Source organism: Streptomyces inhibens (assembly GCF_022221585.1).
In the GTDB taxonomy this organism is placed as follows: Bacteria; Actinomycetota; Actinomycetes; order Streptomycetales; family Streptomycetaceae; genus Streptomyces; species Streptomyces inhibens.
Genome location: NZ_CP084681.1, coordinates 3580923 through 3602666 on the forward strand (window position 1 = coordinate 3580923; position 21744 = coordinate 3602666).

Genomic DNA, 21744 nt, shown 5'->3' on the forward strand with positions numbered 1-21744 from the left:
ACAGAGCTGTTCCGTGGAAGCTTCAACCGTCGGGGGGCGTGCCATGATTCCCCGTGTTCGATAATCGAGACGAGGACAAGGGAGTCACGTCGTGCCAGGTGAGAATCTGTCCCGGGACGAGGCACGTGAGCGGGGCCGGCTGCTGAGCGTCGACGGCTACGACGTGGCGCTCGATGTCCGCTCAGCGGTCGGGCAGGGGGCGGCCGCCGCCACGTTCCGGTCCCGTACGACCCTCCGCTTCCGCTGCACCGAGCCCGGTGCCTCGACCTTCGCGGATCTGCTGGCACCGTCGGTCACCTCCGTCACCCTCAACGGCCGGGAGCTCGACCCCGCCGTGGTGTTCGACGGCAGCCGGATCACCCTGGACGAGCTGGCCGCCGAGAACACCCTCGTCGTCGATGCGCAGTGCGCCTACAGCCGGACCGGCGAGGGCCTGCACCGCTTCGTGGACCCCGAGGACGGCGAGGTCTACCTCTACACCCAGTACGAACCCGCCGACTCCCGCAGGGTTTTCGCCAACTTCGAACAGCCCGATCTGAAGGCCCCGTTCACCTTCGAGGTGACCGCGCCCGAGGGCTGGCGGGTGCTCAGCAACGGCGCGCAGGAGGGCGCGGCCGAGGGCGGCCGGCACCGTTTCGCGACGACCAAGCCGATCTCGACGTACATCACGGCCGTGGTCGCCGGCCCGTACCACTTCGAGTCCGACGTCTACCGCCGGACCTTCGAGGACGGCACCGAGCTGGAGATCCCGCTGGGCGCCCTGTGCCGCAAGGGCCTGGCGAAGCACTTCGACGCGGACGACGTCTTCACCGTCACCAAGCAGGGCCTGGACTTCTTCCACGACCACTTCGACTTCCCGTACCCCTTCGGGAAGTACGACACCGCGTTCGTGCCGGAGTACAACCTCGGCGCGATGGAGAACCCGGGCTGTGTCACCTTCCGCGAGGAGTTCATCTTCCGCGGCAAGGTGACCGAGGCGTCCTACGAGCGCCGGGCCAACGTCATCCTGCACGAGATGGCGCACATGTGGTTCGGCGACCTGGTCACCATGCAGTGGTGGGACGACCTGTGGCTCAAGGAGTCCTACGCGGACTTCATGGGCGCCTTCGCGCAGGTGGAGGCGACGCGTTTCCGGGACGGCTGGATCACCTTCGCCAACCGCCGTAAGTCCTGGGCCTACCGCGCCGACCAGCTGCCCTCCACCCACCCGGTCACCGCCGACATCCGTGACCTGGAGGACGCCAAGCTCAACTTCGACGGCATCACGTACGCCAAGGGCGCCGCGGTGCTCAAGCAGCTGGTGGCCTATGTGGGGCAGGACGCGTTCCTGGAGGGCGCGCGGCGCTACTTCAAGCGGCACGCCTACGGCAACACCCGGCTGACGGATCTGCTGGCGGTGCTGGAGGAGACGTCCGGCCGGGACATGGCGGCCTGGTCACGGTCCTGGCTGGAGACGGCGGGTGTCAACTCCCTGACCCCCCAGGTCACTTATGACGCCCAGGACCGGATCACCGAGCTGAGCATCCTCCAGGAGGCGGCGCCCGCCCATCCGGAGCTGCGGCCGCACCGGGTCGCGGTGGGCCTCTACCGGCGGCAGACCCCGTTTTCCGCGAACGGGGACTCCGCGCTGGTGCGCTATGCCCGCGCCGAGGTGGATGTCTCCGGGCCGCGGACGGCCGTGCCGGAGCTGGCCGGTCTGGAGCGGCCCGAGCTGATCCTGGTCAACGACGACGACCTGACGTACTGCAAGGTCCGCTTCGACGAGGGCTCGCTGGCCACCCTGCGGGCCCGTCTCGACGATCTGGCCGACCCGATGGCGCGGGCGCTGTGCTGGGCGGCGCTGTGGGGGCTGACCCGCGACGGGCTGATGCCGGCCCGCGACTACCTCGATCTGGTGCGGCGGTTCGCCGGCCGGGAGACCGAGATCGGCGTACTGCAGTCGCTGCACGGCCAGGCCCAGACGGCGCTGGAGCACTACACCGCGCCGGACCGCCGGGAGACCGCCGCCCGCGAGCTGGCCGAGGGCGCGCTGCGCGAGCTGCGGACGGCCGAGCCGGGCAGCGGCCACCAGCTCACCTGGGCCCGGCACTTCGCCGCCGTCGCCACCACCGCCGCCGATCTCCAGCTGCTCAAGGGCCTGCTGGAGGGTACGGCGAAGATCGACGGGCTGGAGGTGGACCAGGAGCTGCGCTGGGCGTTCCTGGAGCCGCTGGCCGCGCACGGCGTCGCGGACGAGGTCACCATCGCCGCGGAGCTGGCCCGTGACGACACCGCTTCCGGCAAGCGCCACCAGGTGCGCTGTCTGGCCGCCCGCCCGTCCGCCGAGGTCAAGGCGCAGGCATGGGCGGATGTCGTGGAGTCCGATGCGCTCTCCAACGCCCTGGTGGAGGCGACGATCAGCGGGTTCGCGCAGCTCGGGCAGCGGGAGCTGCTGGCTCCGTACGCACCGCGCTACTTCGCGGAGATCGAGCGGGTGTGGCAGGAGCGCTCCATCGAGATCGCGATGGATGTGGTGCGCGGGCTGTTCCCCGGCTGGCTGGTGGAGCGGTCCACGCTGGACGCCGCGGACAACTGGCTGGACGAGCACGCCCAGGCGGCGCCCGCGCTGCGCCGGATGGTGCTGGAGGAGCGGGACGATCTGGCCCGGGCGCTGCGCGCACAGGCTTGTGACGAGGCGGCCGGACGAAGGCCGTAACCTCCCGCGCGAGCAGCCCTTTTCGGCAGTCGAACGCCCGTACTTTAGTACAGGGTTGTCCGGTTTGTGGTACGGGCGTGTAACAACGGTTAGGGGGTGGAGCGGGCGCGGGAATCGGGCAGACATGAACCACGACACCCCGCTCTCCCCCCTCCCCCTCCAGCACCTCTCCGACAGCCACCGCCGGGTGCTGACCACCCGTCAGCTGCGTGAGCACGGCGTCCCGGCGGCCGAGACCACCGAACGCTGCCGCCCCGGCGGCAGCTGGCAGCAGGTGCTCCCGGGCATCTATCTGCTGCACCCGGGGCCGCCCACCAGCGAGGAACGGCTGCATGCGGTGCTGCTGTACGCCAGTCATCGGGGGCCTACCGTGCCCCGCCAGGGCAGTCCGTCGAACGGCACCCCCGAGGCGATGATCACCGGCCTGGCGGCGCTCGCGCTGCACGGCTTCCACGAGGCGCCCCCGCTGCTCTCCCTGGACCGCATCGAGGTGCTGGTCGCCCGCACCCGGCGGCTGCGCTCGACCGGTTTCGCGCGGATCGTCCGGGCGGCCGAGCTGCCCGCGTCACAGGAGATCACCGGGGTGCCGACCGCGCCGGTGCCACGCGCGCTGGCCGACGCGGTCGGCGCCCTGACCGACGCCTCCACGGTGCGCCGGCTGCTGACCGAGGCGGTACGCGGCGGGCACTGCGAGGCGCCCGCGGTGGTCCGGGAGCTGAGCCGGGCCCGGCTGCTGACCCGGCCGCACGTGGTGGACGCGGTCGAGACCCTGCTGGCCGAGGGCCGGGCGCTGGCCGAGCAGCGGCTGTACGCGATGGTGTGCGAGCACGGCCTGCCCGAACCGCTGTGGAACGTCGATCTGCGGCTGCCGGGCGGGCCGCATCTCGGCGGCGTGGACGCCTTCTGGCCGGAGTACGGGGTGGCCGTGGAGATCGACACCCGGGCGCCGCGCCCCGAGGAGGACCCGCTGCACGGGGCGTTCGACCACAAGCGCGAGCATCTGGAGCGGCTCGGCATCACCGTCGTCCGCTGTCTCCCGCGCACCCTGCGTGAGGCGCCGGAGCAGCAGGCCGCGGTGGTCCGTACGGCCCTGATGGCGGCGCCGGACCGGGGGCCGAGCACCTACGTGGTGGTACTGCCCCGTTAGCGGCCCCAGCCCCCGACCCCGGCCGTCAGCGCCGCTTGAGCAGCAGCTCGACGTTGCGGTCCCGGGCCGTGCCCGCCAGGTCCGTACGGGCCTCGGGGGCGTTGAAGGACAGCTCGCGGTAGAGGGCGGCCAGCCCGGTCTGCGAGAGGTCGGTGAAGTCCGTGCGGTGCGGTGCGGCCGACTCGACCAGGGTGGTGAACAGCGACAGCGTGCCGTCGTGGTTGTCCACCAGCTCGATGACCCGGGCCAGTTGCGGGAAGTCTATGTGCGAGGCGGTGGAGACCTCCCAGAAGCTGCCGTGCGCGGTGATGTCGTTCTTGTGGCTGTGGCCGTTGATCCAGCCGACGACGCGGGGGTGGGCGGCCAGCAGCTCGACCAGCTCCGCACCGCCGTGCCGCTTCTCGTGCGGGCGGGCCGGGTCGGGCCGGGTGTTGTTCATCGTCTTGCTGGTGTGGTGGCTGAAGACCAGCACATGCAACCGGTCGCCCTTCTCGTTCGCCTTCAACGTCCGCTCCAGCCAGCGCAGTTGGGCGTCACCGACCGAGCCGGTGTAGTGGCCGCCGGGGTCGGTGGTGTCCAGGCTGATACCGAGGACATCGTCGGAGACCTTGAAGGTGTAGTAGAGGCGGTCCTCGGCGAGATGGGCCGCGGTGTAGCCGTGGCCGTGCGGGCCGGGGCCGGTGTGCGCCGGGTCGAGATGGGCGCGCAGGTATTCGGCGCGGGTGAAGGGAGCGCGCCGCTCGTCGGGTGTGACCGCCCTGGCCTGCTTGGCGTGGGCCTTCAGCAGCCGCTTGAAGTCCTCCCCCTTGGGGTCGAGGCCGTCCTTGACCGCCTTCCACACCTTCGCGGCCTCGGCGGCGGGCAGCGTCTCCAGCTTGCGGCCGCCGGTGGCGAGCTCGGTCCAGAAGGGGTCGGCGGGGGCGTAGCAGCCGCCGGGCAGCGAGTCGTGGTTGCCGACCGTCGAGTACCAGGGCAGCCGCAGCCCCGGGCTGTGGACGGTGCGGATCGCGGCGTCCAGGAACCCGTGCAGCTGCGGGAAGCCCAGCTTCTTGTCGGCGTCGCGCAGTGCGCTGTCCGGCTGCCAGAACAGCTTCAGCCCGCTGTCCTGGACGCCTTCATAGCGGCGCGGGTCGCCGGAATTGGGAGTGATCCGCCCGCCGCTCATCGCGGTCAGGAACCACTGCAGCTCCAGCTTGGAGTTGTTGTCGGTGTTGTCGCCGGTGGTCATCACGAAGGACAGCGGGGCTCCGGTGGCGGGCCCGCCGGGCAGCGCGTTGACCCGCTCGATCAGCGAGACGACCCCGGCGACGGAGAGCGCCTCCTGCGGCCGCCAGGCGCTGGCGGTCTCGGCGCGCAGATACTCGTAGCGCAGCGGGCTCTGCACATCGACCAGGTGCAGGTCGGTGAACTGCACGAACGACGCCAGCGCGGTACGCCGCCGGTCGCGCCCGCCGTGGGCCGCGGCCAGCTCGGCGCGTACCACCCGGTCCCAGGCGGGGCCGTCGGCGAGCCGGCGGTAGCCTCCGCTGCCGCGCGGGGTGGCGACGTCGCCGAGGGTGGTGCCCCTGGCGTACGGCGCGCGGGGCACGGCGGGGGCGTCGACCGGTACCGGCGCGGCCGGGGCCGGGCCCGGGGTGACGGTGGCGGCCTGGGCCGCCCGGTCGGGGCCGATGCCGAAGGCGAGCCCGAGCCCGGTGGCGGCACCGACGGCTCCGGTGGCGGTGAGGAACGTACGGCGGTCGAGAGTGGCGGCGGACCGTATACGGGACATACGCGGGCTCCCCGAGTGCGAACGCGAAGGCGGCCGGGCAGCACAACTGCCCTGTCACCTGGGATCGTTGGCATCGGGGGTGACCTGCGCGTGAACGCCACCGCAACGCAGCGGGCCCATCACCGCACAGGGATCTGCCGGCCACCGGGCGGTCACGGAGTACTGCCCGAGGGTGCGGCCGGCGGTCACCGGGTGTTCACTCCACGGGGTATCCCGCACCCACGGGGCACACTTACCGTGAGGGTGTCGACACGCTCCGTCGCCGTCCGGCCCGTCGACCCGCCACGTATTGGAACTGATTGGACAAGGCGACGGGTGTCACACACATGATGGAGGCACTACTGAGCAGGTGTTCCGAAGCAGACACCCACGTCAGGCCGGAAAGAACCGGAAAGAAGGAGTCCCATGAGGATCGGAATCGTCGGAGCCACCGGACAGGTCGGCGGCGTGGTGCGAGGCATTCTCGCCGAGCGCAACTTCCCGGTCGAGCAGCTGCGGCTGTTCGCTTCGGCCCGGTCCGCCGGACGTACGCTGCCGTGGCAGGACACCGAGATCACGGTCGAGGACGCGGCCACCGCCGACTACTCGGCGCTGGACATCGTGATCTTCTCGGCCGGCGGCTCGACGTCCAAGGCGCTGGCGGAGAAGGTCGCCAACGCGGGCCCCGTCGTGATCGACAACTCCTCGGCCTGGCGCCGTGACCCCGAGGTCCCGCTGGTCGTCTCCGAGGTCAACCCGCAGGCGATCACGGACCGGCCCAAGGGCATCATCGCCAACCCGAACTGCACGACCATGGCCGCGATGCCGGTGCTGCGCCCGCTGCACGACGAGGCCGGTCTGGTCTCGCTGGTCGTCGCCACCTACCAGGCGGTCTCCGGCAGCGGTCTGGCCGGTGTGGAGGAGCTGGACGGCCAGGTCCGCAAGGCCGTCGAGCAGGACGCCACCAAGCTGACCCACGACGGCTCGGCCGTGGAGTTCCCCGCTCCGGACAAGTACGTCCGCCCGATCGCCTTCAATGTGCTGCCGATGGCCGGCTCGATCGTCGACGACGGTCTGGGTGAGACCGACGAGGAGCAGAAGCTCCGCCACGAGAGCCGCAAGATCCTGGAGATCCCGGAGCTGAAGGTGTCCGGCACCTGCGTCCGCGTCCCGGTCTTCAGCGGCCACTCGCTGCAGATCAACGCCCGCTTCGCGCGTCCGATCACCCCCGCCCGCGCCCAGGAGCTGCTGGCCGGCGCCCCCGGCGTCACCCTCTCCGAGGTGCCCACCCCGCTGCAGGCCGCCGGCCAGGACGCGTCCTTCGTGGGCCGCATCCGCCAGGACGAGACCGTCGAGCACGGTCTGGCGCTGTTCGTCTCCAACGACAACCTCCGCAAGGGCGCGGCGCTGAACGCCGTCCAGATCGCGGAGCTGGTCGCGGCGGAGCTGCGCGGCTGATCCGCGCCACGCACCGCCCGGGTGCCCGTACGGAGGCTTCCTCCGTACGGGCACCCGCCGTTTGTGGGGCTGCGCGGGTTTTGTGGGGCTGCGCAGGTCAGGCCCGCCGCACCTCGAACTGGAAACAGCCGTACTCCAGCGCCCGTACGTGCACCAGCGCCACCTCGGGGTCGGCGAACGCTTCGTCGAAGGCCGCGTCGAATCCGGCCCCGGCGTCCTCGGGGATCTCGAAGTACCGGCCGCCGACGATCTGCCCCTCGGCGTTGTAGCGGCGCAGGGTGCGCAGCGCCCCCGGCCGTGCGAACGGGTACCCCGCGCCGGTGGCGGCGGCCGGCCCGTCGCACTCCTCGGCATGGATGAACACCGGCCCCTGCTCGTCGTACGCCCCGGGGTCCGCCCCGGTCTCGTCCGCCCAGCGGCGCAGCGGGGCGTACGAGACGAGCGCGACCCGCTCACCGGGCCCGATGGCCCGCAGACAGCAGCGCAGCGGACTGCCGACACACTCCACGGGGTTGCCGTCCTCGTGGGCGGTGAACGGCAGGACGGGCCGGCCCGCGTCGTCGACCGCGCGGAGCTCCTTGAGGGCGGTGGCCCCGATGGGGCGGGGCGTGTACTTCCCGGTCTGCTTCGTCATCCCCCCAGCGTCGGCCCCGCACCGGCCCGTCCACCGGCGGAAATCGGACGTTGCATTCCGGATATCGGGCACCCGGGCACGAACACCGGCCCCCGTCGGGCCGGGTCACCGTGGAAGGATGGCCGAAGAGTCCGATGCGAGAAGCATGCGAAGGAGATGAACGGGTGCCTGGCACGAATCTGACCCGCGACGAGGCGCAGCAGAGGGCGCGACTGCTGACCGTGGACGCGTATGAGATCGATCTCGACCTCTCCGGTGCGCAGGAGGGCGGGACGTACCGGTCCGCGACGACGGTGCGGTTCGAGGCCGCCGAGGCGGGCGCGGACTCGTTCATCGACCTGGTCGCGCCGGCCGTGCACGAGGTCGTGCTCAACGGCGAGGCGCTGGATCCGGGCGAGGTGTTCAAGGACTCGCGGATCGCGCTGCCGGGGCTGCGGGCCGGGCGTAATGAGCTGACGGTCGTCGCGGACTGCGCGTACACCAACACGGGTGAGGGGCTGCACCGGTTCGTCGACCCGGTGGACCAGCAGGCGTATCTCTACACGCAGTTCGAGGTGCCGGATGCCCGGCGGGTGTTCGCGTCCTTCGAGCAGCCGGACCTGAAGGCGACGTTCCAGTTCACCGTGAAGGCCCCCGAGGGCTGGACGGTGATCTCCAACTCCCCGACGCCGGAGCCGAGCGGGAACGTCTGGCGCTTCGAGCCGACGCCGCGGCTCTCGACCTATGTCACCGCGCTGATCGTCGGGCCGTACCACAGCGTGCACAGCACCTACGAGAAGGACGGGCGGTCGGTGCCGCTGGGCATCTACTGCCGGCCGTCGCTGGCCGAGCACCTGGACGCGGACGCGATCTTCGAGGTCACCCGGCAGGGCTTCGACTGGTTCCAGGAGAAGTTCGACTACGACTACCCGTTCGCGAAGTACGACCAGCTCTTCGTGCCGGAGTTCAACGCCGGTGCGATGGAGAACGCGGGCGCGGTGACCATCCGCGACCAGTACGTCTTCCGCTCGAAGGTGACGGACGCGGCGTACGAGGTGCGCGCGGAGACGATCCTGCACGAGCTGGCGCACATGTGGTTCGGTGACCTGGTCACCATGGAGTGGTGGAACGACCTGTGGCTGAACGAGTCGTTCGCCACCTACACCTCGATCGCCTGCCAGGCCTACGCCCCGGGATCGAAGTGGCCGCACTCCTGGACGACGTTCGCCAACTCCATGAAGACCTGGGCGTACCGGCAGGACCAGCTGCCGTCCACGCACCCGATCATGGCCGAGATCCGTGATCTCGACGATGTGCTGGTCAACTTCGACGGCATCACGTACGCCAAGGGCGCCTCGGTGCTCAAGCAGCTGGTCGCGTACGTCGGCATGGAGGAGTTCTTCAAGGGCGTACAGGCGTACTTCAAGGCGCACGCCTACGGCAACACCCGGCTGTCGGACCTGCTCGGCGCGCTGGAGGAGACCAGTGGCCGTGATCTGAAGACCTGGTCGAAGAAGTGGCTGGAGACGGCCGGGATCAACATTCTGCGGCCCGAGATCGAGGTGGACACGAAGGGCGCCGTCACCTCGTTCGTGGTGCGCCAGGAGGCGCCCGCGCTGCCGGCCGGCGCCACGGGCGAGCCGGTGCTGCGCCCGCACCGCATCGCGATCGGCTGCTACGACCTCAAGGACGGCAAGCTCGTCCGCACCAGCCGGATCGAGCTGGATGTGGACGGCGAGCGCACCGACGTGCCGTTCCCGAAGGGCGCCCCGCGCCCGGCCGTGTTCCTGCTCAACGACGACGATCTGTCGTACGCGAAGGTCCGGCTGGACGAGGAGTCGCTGAAGGTCGTCACCGCGCACCTCGGGGACTTCACCGAGTCGCTGCCGCGTGCGCTGTCGTGGGCGTCGGCCTGGGACATGACGCGCGACGCCGAACTGGCCACCCGCGACTATCTGTCGCTGGTGCTGTCGGGTATCGGCAAGGAGACGGACATCGGTGTGGTCCAGTCGCTGCACCGTCAGGTGAAGCTGGCGCTGGATCTGTACGCGGCACCGGAGTGGCGCGAGACCGGTCTCGCGACGTGGACCGAGGCGGCGCTGGAGCACCTGCGGGCGGCCGAGCCGGGCAGCGACCACCAGCTGGCGTGGGCCCGGGCGTTCGCCGCCTCGGCCCGTACGGACGCACAACTGGATCTGCTGCAGGGCCTGTTGGACGGTACGGAGGAGATCTCCGGGCTCGTCGTGGACACCGAGCTGCGCTGGTCGCTGCTGGAGCGGCTGGCGGCCACCGGCCGGGCGGACGAGAAGGCCATCGCGGCGGAGCTGGAGCGGGACAAGACCTCGGCGGGCGAGCGGCATGCGGCGACGGCGCGTGCGGCGCGGCCGACGGCGGAGGCGAAGTCCGAGGCCTGGGCCTCTGTCGTGGAGTCCGACAAGCTCCCGAACTCCCTCCAGGAGGCCGTCATCGGCGGCTTTGTGCAGACCGATCAGCGGGAGCTGCTGGCGCCGTACACCGCGAAGTACTTCGACGCGGTGAAGGGCATCTGGGAGTCCCGCAGCCATGAGATGGCGCAGCAGATCGCGGTGGGCCTCTACCCGGCGCTGCACGTCTCGCAGGAGATGTTGGACGCCACGGACGCCTGGCTGTCCTCGGCCGAGCCGAGCGCGGCACTGCGCCGCCTGGTCACCGAGTCGCGGGCGGGCATCGAGCGGGCGCTGAAGGCACAGGCGGCCGACGCGGCTGCCTGATCGGCCCCCCACCTTCATGGTGACGTCCGGCATGGGGGTCCCCCCTGCTCCATAAGAGCTTGGGGGGCCCCTGGTGCGTTGCCGTCCGCCGGACGAGTGCGAGGCCGCCGGGCCCCCTCCCCTCCCATGGGGCCCGGCGGTTGCAGGGGCGCCGCTCAGCCGTTGAGCGCGTCGAAGCGGCGGACGAGCTCGGCGCGGCCGGCCTCGGTGAGGTCGCCGTGCAGGCGCATCCGGGCGAGGCCGCCGTCCGGGAAGACGTCCAGCCGGACGTGTGTGGCGGTGACCCTGCGCGGCAGCACGAAACGGTGCGGGGTGTCGGGCTGCAGCTTCGTCCGCGGCAGGATCTCGAACCACGAGGCGTCGTCGGCCGGGTCACCGGCGGCCGCGTCGCAGCCGTGCAGCGCGGCCCAGCCCGCGGAGTTGCCCTTGAGGTACGCGGTGTCGATCTCCACCGCGCGGATCTCGCCCTGCGCGGCGAGGCGGAAGCGCACCCAGTCGTGGGTGCCCTTGACCCGGCGGCGGCGGTTCTCCCAGCCGTCGTCCATCTTGCGGGACAGATCGGGCTGGATGATCTGGGTGGGCGAGGAGTAGAAGCGGTCGGAGGCGTCCTCGACGGTGCCGCCGTGCATGACGGAGGCCAGGTCGAGGGTGCCGAGCACGTCCAGCCACTCCGGGTCCGGCACGACCTCGCCGTAGACCCGGAGGCGGGCTATGCCGCCGTCGGGGTGCTGCTTGAGGCGGAGGTGGGTGAAGCGGCGCTCGGCGGTGACCTCGAAGCCGTTGGCGGCGTGGCCGCGGACGGGCGTGCGCGGGACCAGCTCCTCCCACTTCACCTCGTCGGCGAGCAGGTCCTCAGGGCCGGGGCTGCCGGGCAGCGCGGTGGCCTCGACGGTGATCTGCTGCGGGTAGTTGCCGCGGAAGTGGGCGGTGTCGACGATGACGCCGCGGATCACGCCGGGGGCGGCGAGGCGGATCAGCGCCCAGTCGTGCTCGTCGTCGGTCGGGAAGGGGTGCTCCCCGTCGGCGCCGCGGCGGCGCCGGGTCTCCCAGCCGTCCATGATCTTGCCCTTGTGGCCGAAGTGCTCCGGGTCGAAGACCGCCGGAGTGGGCTTCAGCAGGTTCTCGCGCTCGGCGAAGAACTCGTCGTTCGCGGCGATCACACCGGCGCCGAAGCGGCGGTCGGCGAGATCGACGAGCGAGGTGAAGGGGAAGTCCCCGCCGCGGTAGTCGGCGTAGGGGTCTCCGCCACCGTACGGGTTGGCGTCGTTGGCGTGCGGATCAGTGGGGTCGGCGGCCGGGGTGGCGGTCATCGTTGCCTTTCGAAGGAGCGGGTTGCGGACCGCTCCACGGTCGCAGCGGACCACCCCACAGGTCCATCGAAAGTTCTTGAGGGTTATGTTCAGCTGGGCTGAACAGTTGGGTCCCCTTGCGCCTGGGCGGCCGCCGCCTGCCGGAGTGCCGCCAGCACCCGGGCCAGGCCCGGTGCGCCTTCGGAACCGCGCCGGGCGGCCGCCACCACATGGCGGCGCGGCTGGTCGGCGTGGAGCACCCGCAGCGCGACCCCGGCACCGCCGCTCCCGCCCGGTCCGCCGCGCTCCCCCCGTGCCCCCCGGTCGAAGGCGCCGATGCCGCCCGCCATCGCCATCCGGGGCACCAGCGCGACGCCCATCCCCGCCGCGACCATCGCCCAGATCGCGCTCCAGTCGGCGGCGGCATGCGCCTGCTCGGGCACGAACCCGGCGCTCTCGCAGGCGGTGGTGGTGATCTGCGACCAGGGCCCGCTGCTGCCGAAGATCCAGGGTTCGCCCGCGAGATCGGCCAGCCGCAGCCCGGGCTCCGCGGCCAGCGGATGGCCGGCCGGCAGCGCCACGTCCAGCGGGTCGGCGAGCAGCGAGACCTGGCTGAACCTGGGGTCGCGCGGGGTGGGGGCGTGCGCGGCCAGCGACAGCGCCAGATCGACGCTGCCCTCCGCCAGCAGCTCGTACGCGGCCTCCGCCTCCGCCTCCCGTACGGCCACCGACAGGCCCGGATGCGTACGGCGCAGCTCCTGTACGGCGGGGACGACCAGTGCGGGGATGGCGGTGGAGAACGCGCCGACCCGCACCTGGCCCGCCTCGCCCTGGAGGTAGCCGAGGAGCTCCGCGTCCGCGCGCTCCAGTTGGGCGAAGACCGCGTCGGCGTGCCGCAGCACCAGGTGCGCGGCGTCGGTCAGCCGCACCCGCCGGCCATGGGCCTCCAGGAGCGTCACGCCGAGCGCCTTGGCCAGCCCGGTCAGCTGCTGCGAGACCGCCGAGGGCGTCATGTGCAGCGCCTCGGCGGTCGCGGTGACCGTGCCCAGCTCTTGGAGAGTGCGCAGGATACGCAGCTTTTTGATGTCCCAGTCGGCCATGCGGGCAGCGTACGCAGTCGGCGTCCGCTCCCGGGTCAGCGTCTGTCCCGGGCACCGAGGGCGACGCCCGCGACGATCAGGGCCATGCAGACCACCTGGATACCCCCGACGGCCTCGTCGAGGACCGCGAAGGACAGCAGCGCGACACAGACCGGCTGGAGGTAGTAGACGATCCCGGCCCGCGCGGCGCCCACCAGGGCGATCGCCTTGTTCCAGGTGAAGTAGGCGACGGCGGACGAGAAGATCCCGATGTAGAGCAGCGGTCCGACCGTGCCGCCGGTCGGCTCGAAGCCGCCCTGGACCGCGAGGCTGACGCCGTGGACGGGAGCCAGCATGGCGGCGCCCAGCGCGAAGGTCATGAACAGGAACGACAGGCCACCGATCTCCTGGGGGCGGCGGCGCAGCAGCGCGCTGTACCCGGCGAAGGTGGCCGTGGCGGCCAGCATCCACAGGTCGCCGCCGGCGAAGTCCAGCCTCAGGACCGCGGTCGGCGATCCCTTGCCGACCAGGGTCACCACACCCGCCAGCGCGATCACCATTCCGGCGATCCGCCGTGCGCCGAGCTTCTCCCCGCCCCGGGCGAACAGCGCGATCATCGCCGGCGAGGCGGCCGCGATCATGGCCATGTTGGTGGCGGAGGTGCTCTGTCCCGCTTGGTAGATGAGGGTGTTGAAGAGGGTGACGCCCAGCAGGGCGGCCAGTGCCAGGAATCCCAGGTGCCGGCGGATGACCGGCCACTGGCGGCGGACCTGCGGGAGGGCGAACGGGGCGACCGCGAGCAGCGCGATGATCCAGCGCCAGAAGGCGGTCTGGACGGGCGGGACGGTGTCGTGCAGGGCGCGGGCGATGACGAAGTTGCCGGACCAGACGACGGTCGCCGTCAGGGCGAGCGCCAGGCCGAGCCCCTGCGCGGACGGTGTGCGGCCGGCGCGGACCCTCTCCAGGACTGCCACGGTTTCTTCTCCCTCGGCGGTGGTGAGCCTCCACCGTGGCAGTCCGCCAACCATCAGGTCCATCGAATAATTATGCCTGTTTCTTTCAGCAGAACTGAAAGGTGCGCCTCAGGCGTTGGCGCGGGCCTGGCGGCGGGCCAGGATGGCCGCCTGACGCTCGTCGAACTTCCGCGCCTGGCTGTCGAGGCCGCCCATGAACAGCCCCAGCTCCTCCTGCGCCGCCAGACCGGCCGGGCCCAGTCCGCCGATCTCCAGCACCTTCAGGAAGCGCAGCACGGGCTGCAGCACATCGTCGTGGTGGATGCGCAGGTTGTAGATCCCGCCGATGGCCATCCGGGCGGCGGACCGCTCGAAGCCGGGCATGCCGTGGCCGGGCATCCGGAAGCCGGTGACGACATCGCGTACGGCGCACATGGTCTGGTCGGGGGCCAGCTCGAAGGCCGCGCCGAGGAGGTTGCGGTAGAAGACCATGTGGAGGTTCTCGTCGGTGGCGATCCGGGCCAGCATCCGGTCACAGACCGGGTCGCCGGAGTGGTGGCCGGTGTTGCGGTGCGAGATCCGGGTGGCCAGCTCCTGGAAGGCGACATAGGCCACCGAGTGCAGCATGCTGTGCGAATTGTCGGACTCGAAGCCCTCCGACATATGGGCCATGCGGAACCGCTCCAGCTCGTCCGGGTCGACGGCCCGGCTGGTGAGCAGGTAGTCGCGCATCACGATGCCGTGCCGGCCCTCCTCGGCGGTCCAGCGGTGCACCCAGGTGCCCCAGGCGCCGTCGCGCCCGAAGAGCGTGGCGATCTCGTGGTGGTAGCTGGGGAGGTTGTCCTCGGTGAGGAGGTTGACCACCAGGGCGATCCGGCCGATGTCGGTGACCTTGGACTGCTCGGGGGCCCAGGCTTCGCCGTCCAGCTCCCCGGGGAAGTTCCGCCCGTCGCTCCACGGCACGTACTCGTGCGGCATCCAGTCCTTGGCGACCTTCAGATGCCGGTTGAGTTCCTTCTCGACGACCTCTTCGAGCGCGTAGAGCAGCTGGGCGTCGCTCCAGGCGGCCTGGCCGCGCTCTCCGTTATGGCGGGCGGGGGCGATGGTCACGGGGGAACTCCAGGGGGACGATGACCTACGGGACCGTAGGTTTGACCTACGGCTGCGTAGGTTACGTCATCGTAGGTTAGGACCGGTTAAACGCTGCGCCCGCTCAAAACGGTCGAAAATCGCGCGATAGCCGCCGCGCAACCCCTTTTTCACCTGCGGAAATATCCGGGTACGACAAAGGGCGCCCCTCGGTTCTTGTGACCGATGGGCGCCCCGAAGGCGTCACTGCTGCCCGGCGTCAGTCCTTGGGCTTGGCCTGCTTGCGGGACTTGTCGCCCGCGACGACCAGCCCGGCGATGACCAGGAAGAGCACGATGGGTGCAGCGACATAGAGGCCGAGCGTCTGGATCACGCTCAGGCCCGGACCCGGGTCGTCACCATCGTCTGGGGTGAGCGCAAACGCGGGGGACGACATCAGCAGCATCAGCGCGGTGCCGGCGGTGATGAATCCGGCGCGCAGGGCATTCTTATTGACCTTGTTGCTCACGAAGTCAACGTATAGGACGCCTTGGCACCCCGCGCGTCCGGGGTGGCGCAACCGGCGACCGGTGCCGGTAACGCGCTGGTCCCGGCAGGTCTCAGCCCGCCGCGGCCCGACTGCGGTGCAGCGTCACCGGCGCGAGGTAGGTCCGCCCGCGGGCTTCTTGGACCGTGACCCGTACGGCGATGGGGGCACCTCCCATGCCCTTTCGGGGCATGGGGGAGGTCACCGGCCGGTGCAGGGCGAGGATCCGCCGGCGCCCGATGGTGGTGCCCTGTGCGACCGTCGTCCACGCCCCGTCGATCCGCGCCTGGACGGCGAAGCGCTCGACCCGCTGCCCGTGCCGGATGTCCTCGGAGAGCCCGATCCGGTCGAAGGTCCAGGGCCCGGGGCCGGCCGCCCGCAGATCCTTCCCGTACGTCTCGCGCACAGCGGTCCCGAAGGCGGTGAGCGAGGCGACGTCCTCGGCGGCGATCCGGCCGTCCTTGGCGGGCGGGACGTTCAGCAGCAGCGAGGCGTTGCGCCCCACGCTCTTCTCGTACAGGTCCATCAGCTGCGCCGGCGTCTTGGGTCGTTCGCCGGGGTGGTGGAACCAGCCGGGGCGCAGCGAGACATCGGCCTCGGCCGGGTACCACTGGAGGTACTTGGTGGTGGGCGCGAGGAGCTTGGCGCGGGAGCCGATGTCGGGGTCGGTGGAGTCGTTGGGCAGTCCGCCGGCCATCACGGTCCACGGGTCCTCGGCGGAGGGGGTGACGCTCCACTCCGTCTCGCGTGCGATGCCGTTCTCGTTGCCGACCCAGCGGGCGCCCTGCGGCCCGGCGAAGACGACGGTGTCCGGGGAGAGGCGGTGGATCATCTGGAACCACTGGGCGACGTTGTACTTCTGGGTGATGCCGGAGTCCGTCCAGGGGTTCGCGCCGTCCAGCCACAGCTCGTCGATCGGGCCGTACTGGGTGAACAGTTCGTAGACCTGGTTGAGGTAGTACGCGTCGTAGTCGTCCGCCCGGACGCGGAAGGTGGGCAGCCGGCCGCCGCGGACGGCGGCGGCGCGGTCGTCGCCGGGGACGAGGGTGGGGAGGGTGCGCCCGGTGACCTTGCTGCCGTTGCCGAAGCGGCCCAGGCCGCGCGGCGTATGGTCGCCGTCCTCCAGGGCGACCCGCTCGGGCAGGCTGAGCGGCTTGCCCTCCTGCTGCTTCTGGCGGATCTCCTCGACCCACTTGGCGTGCCAGGCGTGCGGGAGTTCGGCGCCGTCGGAGGGCGAGAGATAGATGCCGACCTTCAGCCCGGCCCTGCGGGCGGCCTTGACGTAGGCGCCGACGACATCGGGGCGGCCGGGGCTGGCCGCGACGGAGTGCGGGGTGTAGCGGCTCGGGTAGAGCACGAACCCGTCGTGGTGCTTGGCGGTGAGCATCACCTGCTCGGCGCCGGCCGCCTTGTACGCGCGCATCCACTGGTCGACGTCGATACGGGAGGGGCCGGAAAGATCGAAGAGCTTCTCGTCCTCGGCGCCGGAGCCCCATTCACGGTTGGTGAAGGTGTTCATACCGAAGTGCGTGAAGGCGGTGATCTCCCTTTGCTGCCAGGCGAGTTGGCCCTTGGTGGGGACGGTATGGGCGGCCTTGTCGATGATCCGGGCGGGGGTGTCGCAGGGCTCGACCGCCATCTGGGAAGCCGGGGTCACGGGCTTGTCGCAGGGGCCGGCGGTCGACGACGACCGGGCCAGGGAGCTCTGGACGGGGACGAGTGCGGCGGCCGCGGTGAGCGCGAGCGCACAGAGTGTCCGCCGGGTGCTGCACAGTGCCATGGTTCCCTCCAACTCGCCGACCATGACAGGTGAATGACGAATGGTCGGATGTCTGGATGGTGTCCACGGCATGGTGCCGGACGGTACGGCGTACCGGAAGGGTCAGCCTCGGCAGGATGACGAACGGCCACCCGTCATACATCCTCGCCCGGTGGTGTGAGCTGAACGTCCATGGCGGAGCGCAGCTGGGCCAGGACGGTCTCGAACTGCTGAAGCACCTCGGAGGGGTACCGGGACAGGACGGCGTCCTGGCGGTCGTTGACGGGGCCGAAGAACTCTTCCGCGAGCTCCTTGACCTGCGGGCTGCTGTGCAAGGTGACGATCCGCCGGTCGGTGTGTTCGCGGGTGCGGGTGATGTATCCGGCCTGTTCGAGGCGGTTCAGCAGCGCGGTCATCGCCCCCGAGGACAGTGAGATGCGCCTGCTGAGCAAGGCCGGGGACAGCGGGACACCCCTCTCATCGGCGGAGGCGATCTCCAGCAGAGCGAAAGCGTCGGTGGAGTGCACGCCCATCCGAACGGCGAAGCGTCGACCCAGCTCGGTGAAGCCCGCGCCGTACGCCCTGAGACCTTCCGCCAGCCGCTCACGCTGCGCCGCGACGCCGCCGGGCACCTGTTCCGCCACCAGACCTCCCACCTTCCCTGTGCCGCCGACGATTCACATCGACGGCATGCCGGCATGCGTTGACAACCTGCCGTCGGCCAGCTTACCTTCCCCGTGGAATTACTTCACGGTGAAGATACATACTGATGGAGTCACTCCAGCACGGAGGTATGCAGGATCACTGCTTCTGCTTCTGCTTCCGCATCCGCCCGTCGATGGCCCGTTCCGCTCACGCCACAACGACATGGAGCCCTGATGCTCAATCCCCACCTCGACGGCCTCGACCCGTTCGCCGCGACCGTCCGCGGCATCACCGAGCCCGATCCGGTCCACGCCGCCCTGCGCGCCGCAGGCCCCCTCGTAGAGGTGGACGCCCCGGCCGGGGGACAGGCATGGATCGTGACCGACGACGCCCTGGCGCGCGAAGTGCTCACCGACCCTCGGGTCGCCAAGGACCCCGCGTTCGCGCCGCCCGGCTGGGATCGGCACACCGCGGGACTTGAGCAGACCGCCGCCGAGCAGCCGTCCCTCACCACCCTTGACGGCCCCGAACACGCCGACTTACGACGGGCCCACGCCCCGCTCCTCAACGCCAAACGGATCCATGAGCAGTCCCATCGGGTCCACGCGATCGCCCGGGAGATGCTCACCGAACTCGCCGCCGACCGCACGACGGTCGACTTGATGGCCGGTTTCACCACCCGCTATCCGCTCACCGTCCTGCTCGACCTGCTGGGCATTCCTCTCAGCCATGTCGATCGAGCCGCCGATGCCTGCCGGCGGATGTTCAGCGACGAGCCCGGCGAGCAGGGCCGGGCGATCGCCGCACTCACCGAACTCGCCGCTTCCGGGCTCGGCGCAGGAGACCAGGGGCTCGCCGCCGAGTTGCGTGACCGGGTCCCCGCGCACACCACCCCGGACCAACTGCGGTACCACCTGTTCGGGTTGATCTTCGCCGGGCAGCTCACCACCGACGCCGCCCTCGGCGTCCTGATCGCACGCGCACTCGCGTCCGGCCCGCACCGGAGCTCGGCGGACGACGTGGAAATCGACGAACTGGTCCGTGAGACGCTGAGGGAGCACCCGCCCGCCCCGTTCACCCTCTGGCGGTTCACCACCACCGAGATCGAACTCGCCGGGAGACGGCTTCCGGCCCGAACCCCCGTGCTCGTCGACATCCGGGGCATCAACACCGACCCGGCCCGCTCCCCCGGACCGGACCTCACCTTCGGCGCCGGCCCGCACTTCTGCATCGGCGCTCAACTCGCGCAACTCGAACTACGCGCGGTGGCCGCGGTGCTGCGATGCGACTTTCCCGACGCCCGCCTCGCCATCCCCTTCACAGAGCTCCGGCAGACCGGCATGGGCGGCCTGCAAGGAAGCCGGCTGACCAGCCTCCCCGTCACACTGCACGGCTGACGGCCTTCCAGCCTTCCCTCGCGGTTCGCCGCCTCCGCTCTCAACCGCCGGGAACTTTCTCCGACTCACCCACTGATCCGTAAGAACGGCCTAAGGGCTGTCCCGTAATCCCTGGTGGATCAGCGCACGGCGTCAGATGCACTGCGTTCTCCCCCACGCCTTAAGGGCGCAGGAGGGGCCCCCACCGCTCACTCCGTCTCGGCTCTTCATTCGCTGTACGGATGCCGAGCTGCATCGCAAGGCGGAGGGACGTCCGGATACCGGGCGTATCCGGACGTTCCGACAACGCGGGGTGGGGGCACCTCCCAGCGTTAGCTGGGGGAGTGCCGTAGCTGTCGTCGTGCGCCCGCCAGGGATTACGGGACAGCCCTTAGAGGCGTCCGTCGGTCAATTCCCGCATCAGCGCGTGCAGCCGGGGCGAGGCGGCCAGCTCTTCGAGGGTCTGCGGGCGTCCGTCGGGGCCGGCGATCGGAAGGCGCCAGTTCGGGTATTCATCCCATGTCCCGGGGAGGTTCTGCGGGCGACGGTCCCCCACCGCGTCGGGCAGCCACACCCCGACCATCCGCGCCGGCGTGCGCAGCAGAAAGCGGTGGACGGCCTTGACCGCCGCCTCTTCGTCGCCCGCACCCTCGGGCAGCAGTCCGCGGCGCGCCAACTCCCTCATCCACTCGGTGAGTTCGTACGCGGCACGGGACCGCTCCCGCTCCGGTGGCCCGGCGAGCAGCCCGAGCCGTTCGCGCAGTGCGACATCCTCGCCGGCCAGCCGGGCGGCGGTGGTCGGCAGATCGTGGGTGGTGACGGTGGCCAGACAGGCGCTGCGCCATTCGTCGGGGGCGAGGATACGGGCACGGGTCTCGACGGCGGCGGCCTCCGCGGCGGCCTCGGGCGCGAGGGCCGCACCGGGGCCGTCGCCGGCGTTCACCCGTACCGCCCCGTCCGCACCATCTGCCCCGCCCGCACCTGCCCCGTCCGCACCATCTGCCCCGTCCGCCCCGTCCCGCTCCCCCGCCCCGTAATCCCGCTCGAACCACAGCACCGAGGTGCCCAGTACGCCGCGTTCGGCGAGCGTGCCGCGGACGCCCGGTTCGACGGTGCCCAGGTCCTCGCCGATCACCGCGGCGCCCGCCCGCTGCGCCTCCAGGGCCAGCACCGAGAGCATCGCCTCGCCGTCGTAGCGGACATAGGCGCCCTCCGTCGGCGGTCGGCCCTCCGGGACCCACCACAGCCGGAACAGCCCCATCACATGGTCGATGCGCAGTGCGCCGGCGTGCCGCAGCAGTCCGCGCAGCAGCTCCCGGTAGGGGGCGTAGCCGGCGGCGGCCAGTACGTCGGGGCGCCACGGCGGCAGCCCCCAGTCCTGGCCGCGGGAGTTGAAGGCGTCCGGCGGCGCCCCGATGGACATACCGGCGGCGAAGGCGTCCTGCTGCGCCCAGGTGTCCGCGCCGGAGGGGTGGACACCGACGGCGAGGTCGTGCACCAGCCCGATGCCCATCCCGGCGTCCCGCGCGGCCCGTTGGGCGGCGGCCAGCTGCTGGTCGGTGAGCCAGGCGAGCCGGCAGTGGAAGTCGATCCGGTCCAGCAGCTGCGGCCGCAGCCGGGCGATCCCCGTGGACCGCGGATCGCGCAGCTCGGCCGGCCAGCCGCGCCAGTCGGGTCCGTGCCGCTCGGCCAGGGCGCACCAGGTGGCGTGGTCCTCCAGCGCCTGGCCCTGTTCGGCGAGGAAGTCGCAGTACGCGGCCCGTCGGCCCGGGGTGAGCGGGACCGTCCACAGCAGCTCCAGGGCCTCGCACTTGAGCGCCCAGACCGCGTCCCGGTCGATCAGCGCGCTGCCTTCGAGCACCTCGGCGCGCAGTGCGTGGGCCCGCGCGGCCAGTTCGTCGGCCCGTAAGCGCGCGGCGCCGGCCAGCTGGGCGTACTCCGGGATGTGTTCGATCCGCAGATGGACCGGGTCGGGGAAGCGGCGCGAGGAGGGGCGGTAGGGGGACGGGTCGGTGGGCGGGCCGGGGACGGCCGCGTGCAGCGGGTTGAGCTGGACGAAGCCGGTGCCGAGGGCGCGCCCGGACCAGGCGGCGAGGTCGGCGAGGTCCGCGAGGTCGCCCATGCCCCAGGACTGCCGGGACAGCAGGGAGTAGAGCTGGACGAGGAAGCCGTGGCTGCGGCCGGGTGGTGCGGGCACCCGGTCGGGCGCGACGATCAGCCGGGCGTGGGCGGTGCGACCGTCGGGGGCCCGGGCGTGCAGCGTATGGACGCCCAGGGGCAGCCGGGCGAGCGCCTCCCGCGCCCGCTGGTGCTCCCAGGTCTCGCCGTCCTCGGCCTCCACCCGCAGGACGGTGCCTTCGGGGAGACCGGCGAGAGCGGCCGGGCCGGGCGATCGGCCCGCGCGGGCGACGACGGTGCGTGGCAGCAGGGCGCGGCCCGCGCCGTCCTCGTACGCGGCCAGGGCGGCGCGTACGGCGTGCGGGGTCGAGGCATCGACTCCCAGTGCGGCGAGCACGGCGACGACGGTGTCGTCGGTGATCTGGACGCTCCTGCCCGGCGAGGGTTCGTACGAGGTGGCGATGCCGTGCAGCCGGGCGAGCCGCGCGCGGCCCATG

At 71.4% G+C, this 21744-nt stretch carries 15 protein-coding genes; 5 read left to right on the forward strand and 10 right to left on the reverse strand.

The genetic code is table 11. The features are described 5' to 3' along the window. Positions 1-91: 91 nt before the first annotated feature. Both pepN (KI385_RS16460) and KI385_RS16465 read left to right on the forward strand, forming a co-directional pair. The gene (gene pepN, locus KI385_RS16460) at positions 92-2695 is read left to right on the forward strand and encodes an aminopeptidase N (RefSeq protein WP_238572955.1); all 2604 of its coding nucleotides are present in this window, start codon (positions 92-94) and stop codon (positions 2693-2695) included. A 124-nt stretch (positions 2696-2819) separates the two neighbouring features. Beyond that, positions 2820-3842, forward strand: coding sequence for a hypothetical protein (locus KI385_RS16465; RefSeq protein ID WP_238572956.1), 1023 nt, complete (start codon positions 2820-2822; stop codon positions 3840-3842). A 25-nt stretch (positions 3843-3867) separates the two neighbouring features. Here KI385_RS16465 and KI385_RS16470 read toward each other — a convergent pair whose 3' ends face one another. After that, complete coding sequence (locus KI385_RS16470; protein WP_238572957.1) at positions 3868-5613, reverse strand: TIGR03767 family metallophosphoesterase; 1746 nt, start codon at positions 5611-5613, stop codon at positions 3868-3870. 405 nt (positions 5614-6018) lie between these two features. Between KI385_RS16470 and KI385_RS16475 the strand changes: the two genes are divergently transcribed. Beyond that, positions 6019-7050 carry an aspartate-semialdehyde dehydrogenase gene (locus KI385_RS16475; RefSeq protein WP_238572958.1) on the forward strand — a complete coding sequence of 344 codons (1032 nt, stop codon included), beginning with the start codon at positions 6019-6021 and terminating at the stop codon, positions 7048-7050. A gap of 97 nt (positions 7051-7147) precedes the next feature. On the opposite strand, the gene KI385_RS16480 is transcribed toward KI385_RS16475, so the two are convergent. Beyond that, on the reverse strand, positions 7148-7684 hold the full coding sequence (locus tag KI385_RS16480; protein ID WP_238572959.1) for a DUF1203 domain-containing protein: 537 nt from the start codon (positions 7682-7684) through the stop codon (positions 7148-7150). 164 nt (positions 7685-7848) lie between these two features. Between KI385_RS16480 and pepN (KI385_RS16485) the strand changes: the two genes are divergently transcribed. Then, the gene (gene pepN, locus KI385_RS16485; RefSeq protein ID WP_238572960.1) at positions 7849-10413 is read left to right on the forward strand and encodes an aminopeptidase N; all 2565 of its coding nucleotides are present in this window, start codon (positions 7849-7851) and stop codon (positions 10411-10413) included. A gap of 155 nt (positions 10414-10568) precedes the next feature. Here the strand turns inward: pepN (KI385_RS16485) and alc are convergent, their stop codons facing one another. The 7 genes from alc to KI385_RS16520 all read right to left on the reverse strand — a co-directional run bounded on the left by alc (position 10569) and on the right by KI385_RS16520 (position 17752). Next, complete coding sequence (gene alc, locus KI385_RS16490) at positions 10569-11723, reverse strand: allantoicase (RefSeq protein ID WP_238572961.1); 1155 nt, start codon at positions 11721-11723, stop codon at positions 10569-10571. Between the two features lie 89 nt (positions 11724-11812). Further along, a complete protein-coding gene (locus KI385_RS16495; RefSeq protein WP_238572962.1) occupies positions 11813-12802 on the reverse strand; it encodes a LysR family transcriptional regulator in 990 nt (329 codons plus the stop codon). Between the two features lie 35 nt (positions 12803-12837). Continuing rightward, a complete protein-coding gene (locus KI385_RS16500; RefSeq protein WP_425357077.1) occupies positions 12838-13809 on the reverse strand; it encodes a DMT family transporter in 972 nt (323 codons plus the stop codon). A gap of 54 nt (positions 13810-13863) precedes the next feature. Continuing rightward, the gene (locus KI385_RS16505; protein WP_238572964.1) at positions 13864-14844 is read right to left on the reverse strand and encodes an acyl-ACP desaturase; all 981 of its coding nucleotides are present in this window, start codon (positions 14842-14844) and stop codon (positions 13864-13866) included. 238 nt (positions 14845-15082) lie between these two features. Beyond that, a complete protein-coding gene (locus tag KI385_RS16510) occupies positions 15083-15331 on the reverse strand; it encodes a hypothetical protein (protein ID WP_128512054.1) in 249 nt (82 codons plus the stop codon). Positions 15332-15422: 91 nt separating this feature from the next. Next, on the reverse strand, positions 15423-17129 hold the full coding sequence (locus tag KI385_RS16515; RefSeq protein WP_238572965.1) for an alpha-L-fucosidase: 1707 nt from the start codon (positions 17127-17129) through the stop codon (positions 15423-15425). Positions 17130-17263: 134 nt separating this feature from the next. Next, complete coding sequence (locus KI385_RS16520) at positions 17264-17752, reverse strand: MarR family winged helix-turn-helix transcriptional regulator (protein WP_238572966.1); 489 nt, start codon at positions 17750-17752, stop codon at positions 17264-17266. Between the two features lie 234 nt (positions 17753-17986). On the opposite strand from KI385_RS16520, the gene KI385_RS16525 reads away from it, so the two are divergent. Then, positions 17987-19150, forward strand: coding sequence for a cytochrome P450 (locus KI385_RS16525; RefSeq protein ID WP_238572967.1), 1164 nt, complete (start codon positions 17987-17989; stop codon positions 19148-19150). A gap of 370 nt (positions 19151-19520) precedes the next feature. Here KI385_RS16525 and malQ read toward each other — a convergent pair whose 3' ends face one another. Beyond that, on the reverse strand, positions 19521-21743 hold the full coding sequence (malQ, locus tag KI385_RS16530; RefSeq protein WP_238572968.1) for a 4-alpha-glucanotransferase: 2223 nt from the start codon (positions 21741-21743) through the stop codon (positions 19521-19523). Position 21744 lies beyond the last annotated feature (1 nt).

Bases quoted from the DNA above. Each gene is read 5' to 3' on its own strand.
- KI385_RS16465 (WP_238572956.1), top strand. From the start codon at position 2,820: ATGAACCACGACACCCCGCTCTCCCCCCTCCCCCTCCAGCACCTCTCC.
- KI385_RS16470 (WP_238572957.1), bottom strand. From the start codon at position 5,613: ATGTCCCGTATACGGTCCGCCGCCACTCTCGACCGCCGTACGTTCCTC.
- KI385_RS16475 (WP_238572958.1), top strand. From the start codon at position 6,019: ATGAGGATCGGAATCGTCGGAGCCACCGGACAGGTCGGCGGCGTGGTG.
- KI385_RS16480 (WP_238572959.1), bottom strand. From the start codon at position 7,684: ATGACGAAGCAGACCGGGAAGTACACGCCCCGCCCCATCGGGGCCACC.
- alc (WP_238572961.1), bottom strand. From the start codon at position 11,723: ATGACCGCCACCCCGGCCGCCGACCCCACTGATCCGCACGCCAACGAC.
- KI385_RS16495 (WP_238572962.1), bottom strand. From the start codon at position 12,802: ATGGCCGACTGGGACATCAAAAAGCTGCGTATCCTGCGCACTCTCCAA.
- KI385_RS16500 (WP_425357077.1), bottom strand. From the start codon at position 13,809: ATGGTTGGCGGACTGCCACGGTGGAGGCTCACCACCGCCGAGGGAGAA.
- KI385_RS16515 (WP_238572965.1), bottom strand. From the start codon at position 17,129: ATGGCACTGTGCAGCACCCGGCGGACACTCTGTGCGCTCGCGCTCACC.
- KI385_RS16525 (WP_238572967.1), top strand. From the start codon at position 17,987: ATGCTCAATCCCCACCTCGACGGCCTCGACCCGTTCGCCGCGACCGTC.
- malQ (WP_238572968.1), bottom strand. From the start codon at position 21,743: ATGGGCCGCGCGCGGCTCGCCCGGCTGCACGGCATCGCCACCTCGTAC.